Origin of the sequence: Campylobacter sp. Cr9 (assembly GCF_020138295.1) — a bacterium.
Taxonomy (GTDB): domain Bacteria; phylum Campylobacterota; class Campylobacteria; order Campylobacterales; family Campylobacteraceae; genus Campylobacter_E.
Genome location: NZ_JACGBH010000001.1, coordinates 28,890 through 41,782 on the forward strand (window position 1 = coordinate 28,890; position 12,893 = coordinate 41,782).

At 27.3% G+C, this 12,893-nt stretch carries 16 protein-coding genes and 4 tRNA genes; 11 read left to right on the forward strand and 9 right to left on the reverse strand.

Annotated features, from left to right (window positions below):
* From AVANS14531_RS00165 to AVANS14531_RS00175, 3 genes are read left to right on the forward strand one after another with little or no spacing between them, the layout of a single operon-like run.
* Positions 1–705, forward strand: coding sequence for a zinc ribbon domain-containing protein (locus tag AVANS14531_RS00165; protein ID WP_239817210.1), 705 nt, complete (start codon positions 1–3; stop codon positions 703–705).
* Between the two features lie 16 nt (positions 706–721).
* The gene (locus tag AVANS14531_RS00170; RefSeq protein ID WP_336610876.1) at positions 722–1,852 is read left to right on the forward strand and encodes a glycosyltransferase N-terminal domain-containing protein; all 1,131 of its coding nucleotides are present in this window, start codon (positions 722–724) and stop codon (positions 1,850–1,852) included.
* The gene (locus AVANS14531_RS00175) at positions 1,839–2,597 is read left to right on the forward strand and encodes a pseudouridine synthase family protein (protein WP_336610877.1); all 759 of its coding nucleotides are present in this window, start codon (positions 1,839–1,841) and stop codon (positions 2,595–2,597) included. The genes AVANS14531_RS00170 and AVANS14531_RS00175 overlap by 14 nt, the downstream gene beginning before the upstream one ends.
* 320 nt (positions 2,598–2,917) lie before the next feature.
* On the opposite strand, the gene AVANS14531_RS00180 is transcribed toward AVANS14531_RS00175, so the two are convergent.
* The 3 genes from AVANS14531_RS00180 to AVANS14531_RS00190 all read right to left on the reverse strand — a co-directional run bounded on the left by AVANS14531_RS00180 (position 2,918) and on the right by AVANS14531_RS00190 (position 3,201).
* Positions 2,918–2,993: transfer RNA gene (locus AVANS14531_RS00180), tRNA-Arg, on the reverse strand.
* Between the two features lie 32 nt (positions 2,994–3,025).
* Positions 3,026–3,102: transfer RNA gene (locus AVANS14531_RS00185), tRNA-His, on the reverse strand.
* A 21-nt stretch (positions 3,103–3,123) separates the two neighbouring features.
* Positions 3,124–3,201: transfer RNA gene (locus tag AVANS14531_RS00190), tRNA-Pro, on the reverse strand.
* Positions 3,202–3,299: 98 nt separating this feature from the next.
* Here AVANS14531_RS00190 and AVANS14531_RS00195 point away from each other — a divergent pair.
* Positions 3,300–3,374, forward strand: a tRNA-Val gene (locus AVANS14531_RS00195).
* A gap of 1 nt (position 3,375) precedes the next feature.
* On the opposite strand, the gene rdgB is transcribed toward AVANS14531_RS00195, so the two are convergent.
* Positions 3,376–3,975 (reverse strand): RdgB/HAM1 family non-canonical purine NTP pyrophosphatase, encoded by a 600-nt coding sequence (rdgB, locus tag AVANS14531_RS00200; RefSeq protein ID WP_336610878.1) that lies wholly within the window; start codon positions 3,973–3,975, stop codon positions 3,376–3,378.
* An 83-nt stretch (positions 3,976–4,058) separates the two neighbouring features.
* On the opposite strand from rdgB, the gene AVANS14531_RS00205 reads away from it, so the two are divergent.
* The 7 genes from AVANS14531_RS00205 to AVANS14531_RS00235 are packed head-to-tail and all read left to right on the forward strand — an operon-like array spanning position 4,059 to position 8,701.
* The gene (locus tag AVANS14531_RS00205; RefSeq protein WP_239817206.1) at positions 4,059–4,250 is read left to right on the forward strand and encodes a hypothetical protein; all 192 of its coding nucleotides are present in this window, start codon (positions 4,059–4,061) and stop codon (positions 4,248–4,250) included.
* Positions 4,251–4,261: 11 nt separating this feature from the next.
* Complete coding sequence (locus AVANS14531_RS00210) at positions 4,262–4,792, forward strand: hypothetical protein (protein WP_239817205.1); 531 nt, start codon at positions 4,262–4,264, stop codon at positions 4,790–4,792.
* A gap of 29 nt (positions 4,793–4,821) precedes the next feature.
* Positions 4,822–5,919, forward strand: a complete 1,098-nt coding sequence (locus tag AVANS14531_RS00215; protein ID WP_336611027.1) for an aminoacetone oxidase family FAD-binding enzyme — start codon at positions 4,822–4,824, stop codon at positions 5,917–5,919.
* Positions 5,916–6,335: a hypothetical protein gene (locus AVANS14531_RS00220; protein WP_336610879.1), complete on the forward strand. Its 420-nt coding sequence runs from the start codon at positions 5,916–5,918 to the stop codon at positions 6,333–6,335. The genes AVANS14531_RS00215 and AVANS14531_RS00220 overlap by 4 nt, the downstream gene beginning before the upstream one ends.
* Complete coding sequence (locus tag AVANS14531_RS00225) at positions 6,328–7,308, forward strand: pyridoxal phosphate-dependent aminotransferase (RefSeq protein ID WP_336610880.1); 981 nt, start codon at positions 6,328–6,330, stop codon at positions 7,306–7,308. The genes AVANS14531_RS00220 and AVANS14531_RS00225 overlap by 8 nt, the downstream gene beginning before the upstream one ends.
* Positions 7,305–8,192: a DMT family transporter gene (locus AVANS14531_RS00230; RefSeq protein WP_336610881.1), complete on the forward strand. Its 888-nt coding sequence runs from the start codon at positions 7,305–7,307 to the stop codon at positions 8,190–8,192. Before AVANS14531_RS00225 ends, AVANS14531_RS00230 begins: the two co-directional genes overlap by 4 nt.
* Entirely contained in the window at positions 8,189–8,701 is a 513-nt protein-coding gene (locus AVANS14531_RS00235; RefSeq protein WP_336610882.1) for a MotE family protein, read from the forward strand. Before AVANS14531_RS00230 ends, AVANS14531_RS00235 begins: the two co-directional genes overlap by 4 nt.
* A gap of 90 nt (positions 8,702–8,791) precedes the next feature.
* Here the strand turns inward: AVANS14531_RS00235 and AVANS14531_RS00240 are convergent, their stop codons facing one another.
* The 5 genes from AVANS14531_RS00240 to AVANS14531_RS00260 are packed head-to-tail and all read right to left on the reverse strand — an operon-like array spanning position 8,792 to position 12,889.
* On the reverse strand, positions 8,792–9,571 hold the full coding sequence (locus AVANS14531_RS00240) for a prepilin-type N-terminal cleavage/methylation domain-containing protein (RefSeq protein ID WP_336610883.1): 780 nt from the start codon (positions 9,569–9,571) through the stop codon (positions 8,792–8,794).
* Positions 9,549–10,115, reverse strand: a complete 567-nt coding sequence (locus AVANS14531_RS00245) for a pilus assembly FimT family protein (protein ID WP_239817188.1) — start codon at positions 10,113–10,115, stop codon at positions 9,549–9,551. The genes AVANS14531_RS00240 and AVANS14531_RS00245 overlap by 23 nt, the downstream gene beginning before the upstream one ends.
* 2 nt (positions 10,116–10,117) lie before the next feature.
* On the reverse strand, positions 10,118–11,446 hold the full coding sequence (gene radA / locus AVANS14531_RS00250) for a DNA repair protein RadA (RefSeq protein ID WP_336610884.1): 1,329 nt from the start codon (positions 11,444–11,446) through the stop codon (positions 10,118–10,120).
* On the reverse strand, positions 11,439–12,314 hold the full coding sequence (gene ftsY, locus AVANS14531_RS00255) for a signal recognition particle-docking protein FtsY (RefSeq protein ID WP_239817190.1): 876 nt from the start codon (positions 12,312–12,314) through the stop codon (positions 11,439–11,441). The genes radA and ftsY overlap by 8 nt, the downstream gene beginning before the upstream one ends.
* Positions 12,314–12,889: a TlpA family protein disulfide reductase gene (locus tag AVANS14531_RS00260; RefSeq protein WP_239817191.1), complete on the reverse strand. Its 576-nt coding sequence runs from the start codon at positions 12,887–12,889 to the stop codon at positions 12,314–12,316. The genes ftsY and AVANS14531_RS00260 overlap by 1 nt, the downstream gene beginning before the upstream one ends.
* Positions 12,890–12,893: the final 4 nt, after the last annotated feature.

Here is a 12,893-nt window from a genome sequence, read left to right on the forward strand (position 1 = left end):
ATGAATAAACACTTATCACAATTAGTAGAGCTTTCTAAATTAGACAAAGAAATTGATAGTTTTTTACCACAAATTGAAAGTGCTAAAAAAGAAGCAAATCATTTAGAAGACAAAATTAAAAGCTTAGAGAATAAAAACATAAAATTAGAAGAAAGTATAAAAGAATTAAACGAAGATAAAATAAAAGTAGATAATCACATAGCTCAATTTACTACAAAAATAAACGATACAGCTAAAAAAATTGCTTTAGTAAAAACAGAAAAAGAAGCAAATGCTTTAAAATTAGAAGAAGAAATCGCAAGAGAGCAATTAGAAGCTGCAAATGATGAAATAACTAAAATAGAAAAAAATATTGAAGTTAAAAAAGATGAAATCAAAGAAAATCAAAAAGAAATAACTAAACTAAATGATGATTTAACTTTAGCAATTGCTAGTCAAAAATCAGCACTTGACGCAATTGAAGAAAAAAGAAAAGAAATTTATGTAAGAAAAGATAAATTAGCTAACGAAATTGATAATAAAGTTTTCGGATTTTATGAAAAAATTAGAAAATGGGCTAAAAATACAGCAGTAGTGCCTGTTAAAAAACAAGCTTGTTATGGTTGCTTTATGCAATTAAATAGCAAAACTTATAGTGCAGTATTAAAAGGAGATGAGATTAATAACTGCCCACATTGTGGAAGAATTCTTTATATAGAAGAGTAATGATTAAAATTAAAAAATGTATTTTTTATATATATTAATTTTAATTTTACTTTATCCATTTTTTTTATTAGCCTTAATTCCTCTTAGTTTTAAGGCTAAATACTCTAAACTTTATCAAAAATTTTTACCATTTAAACAGCATAAAAGAGCAGATATTCATTTTCACTTTGCAAGTTACGGAGAAGCTGTTGCACTTAGTGATTTGATTAGATATTATAAAAATAAAGGCTTTAGTGTTTTGCTAACTTGCTCAAGCAAGACAGGCTTATTAAAAGCTAAAGAATTAGATGATAATGCTTTTTTATTACCTTATGAATTGTTTTTATTTTTTTGGTTAAAACCGGCTAAAAGTTTGGTTGTATTTGAAGCAGAACTATGGCTTAATTTATTAAAAATATACAAAAATCACAATGCTAAAACAATCTTGCTTAATGCTAGAATGAAGGAAAAAAGTTTTAAAAATTATTATAAATTTAAAAAATACTATGAAAATATTTTTAGTAATTTTGATTTTATTTTAGCTCAAAGCATTGAAGATAAAGAGCGTTTAGAGCAATTTAGTGCAAAAAATATAGAAGTTTTTACAAATATTAAAATAACAAATAAGCCTAATATTACAAAAGTGCTAAATAAAAATAAAGAGATTGTATTAATCGCAAGCACACATGAAAAAGAAGAAGAACTTATTTTAAATAAATTAGATTTTAATTTTTTAAAAGATAAATGCTTAATAATAGCCCCAAGACATCCTGAAAGATTTGGCGAAGTTGCTAGTTTATTAAAGAATTTAAATATGGATTTTAATAAATACAGCGATGATGTTAATGGATATTTATATAAAAATGTATTTTTGCTTGATACTTTAGGAGAACTTATTAATTTTTATGCTATTAGTGATTATGTAATTTTAGGCGGCTCTTATGTAGATGTGGGTGGGCATAATTTTGCTGAGCCGGCACATTTTTTTTGCAAGATTACGGCAGGAAAATTTATATATTCTCAAATAGCTATGTTAAAATGTATTGATAATGTAGTAATTAGTGATGAAATAGATTTTAGTAATATAAAAAATGCTAAAATCAAAGAAGCTTACACATTTGATAATTTATGTGAAATTTTAGATAGGACAATGAATGAAACAAGATAAAGCTTATAAATTATTAGCAATTCAAGAAGGTATTTCAAATTCTGCTGCTAAGGAATTAATAGATTTAGGTTTAGTTATGCATGGTGGAAAAAGATTAGAAATCGCAAGGGGGCTTATGCCTGTTAATACGATTTTTAAACTTGCAAAGCCAGAGCTTAGTGTATTGTTTGAAGATGAAAATCTATTAGCAATAAATAAGCCAATAGGAATTGCAAGCGAACATATTAAGAATAATTACACGCTTTTAAATAGACTTGATAAAGATACAAGTGGAATTGTGCTTTTTGCAAAAAATGAAGAGTTTTTAAAAGCTGCTAAAAACGAGTATAAAAAAGAAAGAGTTCAAAAACTCTACCTTGCAATTACGAATAAAATCGTAAGCGAAGGAATGGAAATTGATGAGCCAATACTTACAATAAAAGGCAAAAGTGCTTTTAGTAAAATAAGTAATAGCGAAAATGCAAAATACGCTTATACTAGATTAGAGCCACTAATAATTGAAGGTAAAAAAACTTTATTAAAAGTTCAAATCGCAACAGGAAGAACCCATCAAATAAGAGTGCATTTAAATAGCGTTGGTTTAGGCATTTTAGGTGATGTTAAATATAGTAAAATAATTAGCTCAAGACTTATGCTTCATTGTGCTAGAACTAAAATATTTGATTACGATATTAAAACTCCTATGCCAAATGATTTTCATAAGGACTTTGATTTAAAAGGAATTAATTTAGATTTTCTATTCTAATTCCTATTTCAAATTCTTTAATACCTTTTGTTATTTTTAATAAAAGGTATTATGCTATTTAGTTTTATAAGAATATTTATAATATATTCACTAGATGAATTAACAAAACAAATAACAATATAAAAAACTCAATCAAACAAAAGTATTTTAAAAATGATTGTATGAAAGAAAGAGCTTGTTATGATACAAGTAGGCAAAGTTTTTAAAGCTTAATTTTAGTAAATAATATCAACTTGTAAAGTGAAAAATAATATGACAAAATAAAATGAAATAAAGCTTAATAAAACCATAAATGAGTTAATAATTTTTATATTTTTAGGTGGTACGCTAGGTAGGAGTCGAACCCACAACCTACAGATCCGAAGTCTGTTGCTCTATCCATTGAGCTACTAACGCAAAATAATAATTATAATTTGATTTTATAAAAGTGGGGTGAGTGATGGGAATCGAACCCACGACCCTCAGGACCACAATCTGATGCTCTAACCGACTGAGCTACACTCACCATTGAAATAAAAAAAAGAAGTGGTCGGGGCGAAAGGATTCGAACCTTCGGCCCCTTGGTCCCAAACCAAGTGCGCTAACCAGACTGCGCTACGCCCCGAACCGTTAAATAAGAAAGACCGCATTATATATTATTTTTTTAAAAATGTCAAGAAAAAATAATATATTTATAAAGATTTGTTAAAATCCTAATAATTTGACCCCGTAACTCAGTGGTAGAGTGTTACCTTGACATGGTAAAAGTCGTTGGTTCAAGTCCAATCGGGGTCACCATTTAATCAAAAATCTTTTTTAATTCTTCTAAAGCTTTAAATCTATGGCTTATTTTATTTTTTTCATCTTGATTTAGCTCAGCAAAACTTTTATCAAGCCCAAAAGGTATAAACATACTATCATAGCCAAATCCATTTTCGCCAACTTCATTTAAAATAATAGTGCCATCGCAAATTCCTTTTGCAAATTCCATTTTGTCTTTAGATATAAAACAAAGCACACAAACAAAACTTGCCTTACTAAAATCTATCCCTAATTTTATAAGTTCGTTTTTTAATTTCGCTCTATTTCTAGCATCTTTATTTGCAAATTCACCTTTAAAATCATCACCAAACCTAGCAGAATAAATGCCTGGAAGATTATCTAGAGCTTCAACACAAAGCCCACTATCATCAGCAATTACACAATAATCTTCTTTATTTTCTAAAGCTTGCCATAAAGCTTTTGCTTTTATTTTTGCATTTTGCTTAAAACTATTTCCGTTTTCAATAGGATCAAATTCTTTTACAAAATCACTTGCTAAATATATTTCATGACCTTTTAATAAATCTTGAAATTCCTTTAATTTTCCTTTGTTTGAACTAGCAATTATAATCTTCAACTTTTCTCCTTTTTTGTAAATTTTATAAAAAACATAAATTAATAATTTCAAGTATAATGTAATTTTTTATGAATGGAGTAATAATGAAATACGAAACTTTAGAAGAAATCTTAAACGGAGATTTAAACGAAGAAGAAGAGAAAAAAGAAAGCAAAAGCGCTTTATTTGTTAAAAGCTTAGAAGATAAAGAAGTTATGAAAAAAGAAGCTAAAAAAGCTAGTAAATTAGCTTTAGAGTTATCAAACGGATTTTCAAACGAACCTGCTAATATATAAAAAGGATAGATATGGCTATTGATAATTTTCAAAATATAAAAAATTTTGATATTAAAAAGATTTATTCTTTAATGGAATTTTTTAAAACTACATTTTATGAAAGTTATGTTCAAAACAACGATAAACATTATACCGATATTATTTTTGCAAGTGAGCTTTCAAAGAATTTAGCTGATAAAGTTATAGAACATTACATAAATTATGCTAAAAAGCACAATATCGCCATTGAAGATACTTGCCCTTATAAAGTTCTTTCTTGGTATGGTTATTTACTTACTGAACATACTTATTTTGTAAATAGAACACTAGCTGTAAAGGTTATTTCAACTGCGATAGCTTGTATGCAAATAATATTAGAAAAAGAAGAAATAGTATTAGATAAAAACTTCATAAAAGGTGTTTTAAGAATGACTTTATTAGAGATTTCAGCTACTAAAAGAAATTCTTATACTTATACAAACGATAACGCTAAATTAGGTATAGGTATGAATGGTTTTTATATGGTTTTTAAGACAGCTTCAATTTGTAAGAAAACTAATTAAAAGGAAATGCTATAAAACACGAAATAATTATTTTAGGAGCTGGTGCAGCCGGATTATTTTTAGCTGCTAATTTAAAGCAAAATGCGCTTATTATTGAACAAAATGAAAAAGTTGCTAAAAAGCTTTTAATTAGCGGTGGTGGTAAGTGTAATGTAACTAATGAAAATATTAACAAAAACTCTTATTTGTGTGATGATTATGAGAAATTAGAAAATACTTTAAATGAGTTTAGTTATAAAGATAATTTAACTTTTTTTCAAGAAATTAAATTCGTAAAAATAAGAAATAAACAATTTTTCGCACCAAATTCAAAAATGATTTTAGATAAATTATTAAGAGAAAATAAATCTAAAATCATTCTAAATACAAAAGTCTTAAAAGTTGAAAAATCACAAGAATACTTTAAATTACAAACAAATAAAGGTGAGTTTTTAGCAAAAAAATTAATTATTGCAACCGGAGCAATTTCTTATGCAGAATTAGGAGTAAGCGATATAGCTTTGCAAATTGCTAAAGAATTTGAAATAGGATTTTGCGATTTTGCTCCTGCTTTAGTTCCTTTTACCTTACAAAAAGATGAGTTTTTTATGAAAAATCTTAGTGGAATTAGTACCGATGTTGTGATTAATGATAGATTTAAAGGCTCATTATTATTTACTCATAAAGGTATTAGCGGCCCTGTTGTATTATCTGCTTCGTTGTTTTGGAATAAAGGCAAGATTAAAATTAATTTTTTGAATGATTTTAAGATAAATTATAAGGAAAACAAACAAGCAAGCACACATTTACCACTGCCAAAGGCTTTTATAAAAGAATATTTAAAAGCAAATAATTTAGAAGATTTAGCGATGAATAAATATAAAGATGATGCAAAAAATATAATAAATAGATTATATTCATACGAGTTTGCACCTGCTGGAAATCTAGGTTTTAATAAAGCAGAAGTTTGCAAAGGTGGAATTAATTTACAAGCTTTAAGCGAAAATTATGAAAGCAAAAAGCATAAAAATTTATTCTTCATAGGAGAATGCCTTAATGTAGCAGGGATTTTGGGTGGATTTAATATACATTTTGCTTTTGCAAGTGCAATGAAACTTGCAAGATATTTAAATAAGGAAAATATATGAGATTTATTTTATTTATAGCTTTAATTTTTAGTGCGTGTAGTAATGAAATAATAGTTGCAAATGTAAATGATAAAGCAAAGCTTCATAGTGATAAGTTATTAAGTGAAGAAGATGCTAAAAAAATGCAAAACTTGATTTTTAATAATGCAAAAACATTAAAAAATAATTGCCTTAAAAAAGACGCTAATTCTTGTGAGCTTTTAGCTTCTATGTTTTTTGAAGGTTTTGAACTAAAAAAAGATGTTAAAAAAGCTCTTAAATATTATGATTTAGCTTGTGAATATAAAAGCGTTAATGCTTGTAATAATTTGATTAATTTTTATAAAAATGGTTATAAGTTTAAAGATAATATAATAGAAAAATCACCAGAAAAAGTGCTATATTATGAAAATAAACTAAAGGAATATTATGATTGATTTATCAAATAACGAAAATACTTTATTAAGTCATAAATTTAATACACTAAATCATAATTTAATTTGTAAATATCCTTGCGATAATGAATATTTATTAAAAAACGAATTAGCAAAAATACATAATGTATCATCAAATAACATAACTTTAGGCTGTGGCTCTAGTGATGTTATTTATAGAACTTTTATAGCGCTTAATTTTTTAGCTAAAGAGCAGAAAAAAGAACTTAATTTAATAGTTCCTATACCTACTTTTGATTTAATTTTAAGCATTGCAAAGGCTTTAAAAATCAAAATTACTTATATTAACGAGCTTGTTTTAGATGTTAAAAAAATCATTCCTAATGAAGGTTTTATAAACCTAATTTATATTACAAATCCAAACAATCCAAGTGCTAATGAACTAAGTCAAGATGATTTAGATTATTTAACTAAATTATGCGTGGGTAATACTTATATGATTTTAGATGAAGCCTATGCAGAATATAACGAGAATTTTAAAAGTATTAAAAAAGCATATTTTAAAAATATAATTATTACAAGAACATTTTCAAAAATCTATGCTCTAGCAGGTCTTAGGATAGGTTATGGTATTGCTTGTGAAGAACTACTTCAATATATTGATAAATTTATTTTGATTGATAATATCAATTATTATGCTTTATATTGTGCTTTAGAAGTTTTAAAAAACGATGATTTTATAAACACTTCAAGAAAATTAACATTACAAAATAAAGCTATTTTAGAAAATGCTTTTAATGAATTAGATATTAAATATTTTAAATCTAATGTTAATTTTATTTTGCATGAGATAAAAGATGAAAAATATTCAGATTTTATGCTTGAGCTTGGGATTAAAGTAGGAAGAAAAATTGCAAACTATCCATTGCTAAATAGAATTAGCGTTGGCAATATTAATGAGATAGAGCAGTTTTTAAAAGCTTTAAAATTAGCTAAAGATAAAGCCTTGGTATGAACGAGCAAAAATACGGAACCTTATTAGTATTTTTAGGCGGCATTTGCTGGGGTTTTAGTGGTGTTTGCGGTGAATTTATATTTTTAAAAAAAGGCTTAAATGCTGATATTTTAGTATCTTTAAGGCTGTTTTTTGCAGGTATTATAATGCTTTTATTTTGTAAAGTAAGAGCAATAGAAATAAATCTAAATATATTCAAGCATCATTTGTTAAAGCTTTTAGTTTTTTCATTTTTTGGGATTTTGATGTGTCAATATACTTATTTTTATGGTATAGAATTAAGCAATGCTGCAATTGCAACCGTTATTCAATACACAGCTCCTATTTTTATCATTTTAATTGTTTGCATAGAGCAAAAAAGATTTCCTGATATTTTTGAAATAATTGCTTTAATTTACGTTTTTTTAGGAGCAATTTTATTATCAACTAACGGAGATTTTACGAAATTAGTAATTTCAACCAAGGCTTTAATTGTTTGCTTTTTATCATCAATCGGTGCTGTTTGTTATGCGCTTTTACCAAGAAAATTAAATGATATTTATAATCCTTTACCTGTCTTAGGGTTTGCTATGTTAATTGCTGGAATTTGTTTTTGTATTTATAATAAGATTTGGCAATTTAGTTTTCATTTTGATTTAGAATTATTTTTAGCTTTAGCAGGTGTGATAGTGGTTGGAACTGCTATGGCTTTTGGATTTTTTATGATAGGTCTTCAAAAAATCGGAGCAGCAAAAGCTAGTATAATCTCATCAAACGAGCCACTAGCTGCTGCAATTATTGGCTATTTATGGCTTAAAACTAGCTTATTAACTCTTCAAATAATAGGATTTGCTTTAATAATGTTAGGTATTTTATTAACTATGTTAAAAAAGGAAAAAAATTGAAAAAACTCTTACTTCTTTTAGGATTTACTTGTATTACTTTTGCGCAAGATTGCAGTGCTTATTTTGCTAGCAAACAAACTCAAATAGATAGAAAAATAGAAGAATTAGACGAAGCAAAACAAGCGTTAGAAAGCTATAAAGCTGCATTTTTAGCAGTGCAAAAAGAAAAAGAAGAAAAAAACAAAGCCATCTTAGAAGAAATGAAAGCAGAAGAAGCAAAAATTGATGAAATAAGAAACAATAATGCAAAAATTCTAGCTGAAATTAGAAAGCTAAGAGCTGAAATATTTGAAAACAAATCAAGTAAAGTTGCAAACGCTTATTCAAAGATGAAAGATGCTGCAGCTGCTGCGATATTTGAAACAATGGAAGAAGATGAGATTATAAAGATTTTTTTAAATCTAGAAGCGAAAAAAATCTCATCAATACTAGCCAAAATGAACCCTACAAAAGCAGGGGAATTAACAAAATTATTGAACGAAACTAAGCTAAATCAAGGTAAAAATTAATGATTTTTCAAAGGAATTTGAAATAGGAATTTGATTTTTGATAATTCAAAATCCGAATTCAAATTCTTAGCTATTTCAAACTTAAAACATTTATTTATTGTTTAATTCGTGGCAATATTTTGGAGTTTTTTTAATACCGCTATACCAAACTATTTGACCTTTTTCACTCATTTTTGGAATATTTATAAAACCTACATTATTTAAACTTATACATATACTTGTATCTTTTGAAATTATATTTGAATTAGAAAGTCTTACTACATAATCTGAACTTTTTATTAAATTATATTTATTTAATTTACTTACATAAGAGCTAACGTAAAACTCGCCTAATTCATTTACCATCAGACGATTTGCTTTTCTTGTTTTGTTATTTACTTTATAAAAAATCTCGGCATTTTCTATATTAAAAGCTCTTGTAAGATTAGCTTTATTGCTTAAAATTTTATCATCAACACTAATTCCTGCAAATCTAGCTCCTATTAATTTAGAGTTATCAAATAAATCTTGCACTAATTCATCAGCATCAGGATTTGAAGTATTTGTGCCAATTTTATCGCTAAAAATACTATAACCTATTTCTTTATGATCGCATTTGTATTTATTATAAGATGTTTTTATATTTGCTACGCAATGAAAATAAATCTGAAAATATGAATTATCATAATTACTAAATCCATTATAAACATCATAATTTATCGCTAAATATTGCAAATAATATAAATCATTTAAAACACTTCTTGCTGCAAGCATTAGTGAGTTTGAATTAATTTTTGAGATTGCTATGCTAGAAAGTATCATTGATACAACTAGCACTAAAATAAGTTCAATTAAAGTAAAGCCACGCTTATTTGCACGCAGCTTTTTCAATCTCTATAAACCCTGTAAATTCTGCTACACTAATACAAACTTTTTCACTATTTTTTTTAAGTTCAATTTGAAAACCACTAGAAGCAGGATCATAGTTTAAAGGCTCTCCTAGTTCATTAAAAATAATATCGTTTTCAGGGTTTGCATAAATACTAGCCTTACTAGGAACAAATTTAGAAATTTCAACACCAAAGTTATTTAATAAATTTGCTCTTTTAACGCATTCTGGCTTACTATCATCACATATTAGTTTGCTTGAATCAATATAATCATTAACAATAATGTTTTTATGTGGTGTATTGATTATTTTATAAGACTTTAAATTTTTATTAAATCTTATTCTATAATACTCACCATGATAATTAGGCACACCATATAAATCATCTCCAAGAGCTAAAATCCTAACATATCTAATATCATTTGCTACACTTCTAGCAGCGTCAATTAATTCACCTGTATGAATTTTAGAAATAGCAACAGCACTAAGTATCGCACCAACAACCATAACAACTAATAATTCAATCATAGTAAAAGCTTTTTTCATACCTACATCCATTCTAAAACTTGAGCTAACTCATTAGCTACAAAGCATTTAATTCCTTTAAAGTTACTTTTGTTTGGAATTATAGCATTTTTAAAACCTTGATTTTTTGCCTCATTAAGTCTAATATCTAGGCTAAAAACTTCGCAAATCCCACCATTTAAGCTAAGTTCTCCGATAAATACACTCTCATTGCTTAAAACTCTATTTTTAAAGCTTGATATTATAGCAGCTGCAACTGCTAAATCAGCAGCCGTTTCGCTAACCTTTATTCCGCCACTAATATTTATAAATACATCATATCTTGCAAGTGGGATTTCAAGCTTTCGCTCAAGTAGTGCGAGTATCATATCAAGGCGATTTTTATCAAATCCTGTTGCACTTCTTTTAGCATATGTGCTCTCACATACAAGAGCTTGAACTTCAAGTGTGATTGCACGGCTACCTTCTAAGATTATTGTTAATGCACTTCCTGCGTGATTTTTGCCTAAAAATCTAGTTTTAAGATTATTTGCACTTATAAGTCCGCTTTCGCTCATTTGCCAAATACCTATTTCGCTAGTGCTTCCGAAACGATTTTTAAAGCCTCTTAATATTCTTAGCTCTTTACTCGCATCTCCTTCAAAATAAAGCACCACATCAACCATATGCTCAAGTACTCTAGGCCCTGCGATTGAGCCTTCTTTTGTGATATGACCTATTATAAATGTGCTTATATTATTACTTTTGCTAAGTTTCATTAATTCAAATGTTAGTTCTCTTACTTGCGTGATTGAGCCTGCACACGAGCTTATATTTTCTGAATAAATCGTTTGAATACTATCAATAATTAAAACATCATAATTATTATTTAATAGTTCGTTTTTTATATTTTCAAAACAAAGTTCTGTGAGTAAAAATAAATCATCTTCATTAGCATTTAATCTATTTGCACGAAGTTTTATTTGGCTTTTGCTCTCTTCTGCACTTACATAAAGAACCTTTTTGCCATTTTTAGCAAGATTTGCAGCAGTTTTTAAAAGCAAGGTTGATTTTCCAACTCCAGGAGAACCACCTAATAAAACTAATGAGCCTACAACAAGTCCACCGCCCAAAACCAAATCAAGCTCTTTATCAAAGGTTGAAAATCTATCAATTTGCTCAACCAAAACTTCTTTTATACTAATAGCTTTATTTGTATTTGTTTTGCTAGTTTGTTTTAATACTTCTATTTGAGTTTCATTTAATTCTAAATATGAATTAAATGCCCCGCATTCAGGGCATTTTCCTAAATATCTAATTTGCTGATTGCCACAAGCTTGGCATTCATATAGGCTTGATTTTTTCTTAGCCATTTTTAAAAATTCCGTCTAAAAGAACCTTTAAATATTCATCTGCTTTAAAAGGAGCAATATCAGCTGCACCTTCTCCGTATCCAAAATATAAAATCGGAAGCTCTAATTCTCTTGCAATTGCAAACAATGAACCACCTTTGCTTGTGCCATCAAGCTTTGTAATGATTACTCCATCAAGTTTTACTAAATCATTAAAAACTTTTGCTTGATTTATCCCGCTATTTCCTTGGGTTGCGTCAAGGACTAAAATTTTTCTATGAGGAGCATTTTCATAAGCACGAGATGAAATTCTTATGATTTTTTCTAATTCATTTGCAAGGTTTTTTTTGTTTTCTAATCTTCCTGCAGTATCTAAAATAACATTATCATAAGCTTTTGCAACACCTTTGCTAATGGTATCAAATGCAACTGCACTTGGGTCATGCCCTTGCTTTGTGCTTACTATATCGCAATTATTTTTGCTAGCCCAAAGTTCAAGCTGCATAATAGCACCTGCTCTAAAAGTATCGCAAGCTCCTAATAAAACTTTTTTGCCTTGATTCTTATAAAAATTACTTAATTTTCCTATGGTTGTAGTCTTTCCTACTCCATTTACTCCTAAGATTAATTCTACAAATGGTTTGTCGCTAGAATTTGAATTCGGAATTTCATACATAAAATACGAGCTCATAACTCTATGTAAATCTTCTCTTTGCACTATCTCACTAGGCGGTAAATAATATAAAATCTCTTCAACAATTTCATAAGTAATATCAGCATTTACAAGCATTTCTTCTAATAAATCTTTGCTTATTTTTTCGTTTTTTGGTTTTACTTGATTTATTGCTTCAATTGTTTTTGCTAAGCCTTTTTTAAAAAAATCTAACATTATTTCAACACCTTTTGAATATCAATATCTAGCATTTCTTCATAAAATGCGCCTAAATAATTATTTATATTTTTTCCATTTTGATCAAACAAAGCAGTATATGGAATGCCGTTAATTTCACCTAAAACCTTTAATAAAGTAAAATTATTATCACCTACTGCTATATCATAATTTATTTCATTATCTTTAATAAATTTAGCTATTTCTTCATCACTTTTTTCTTCTAATAAAATACCTATAATTCTTACTCTATCTTTGTATTTTAAAGCTAGATTATTTAAATGTGGGATTTCAGCTTTACAAGGCGGACACCAAGTAGTGAAAAAATTAAATATTATAATTTTATCATTTGATGAAATTTCTATATCTTTATTATCTAAACTAATTCTTTTTATATCAAATAATTCATCACTATTATAGATTTTTAAAGGGAATTTAATTAGTTTATTAAACTCTGTTTTAGTAGTTTTAATTTCTTGGATTTCACTTTGTTCGCTTTCTACTTTTTTTTCTTCTTTTTTATCAAAACAAGCAGTAAAAAACAATAAAGCAACACCTAATAAGATAGCTTTCATTTTT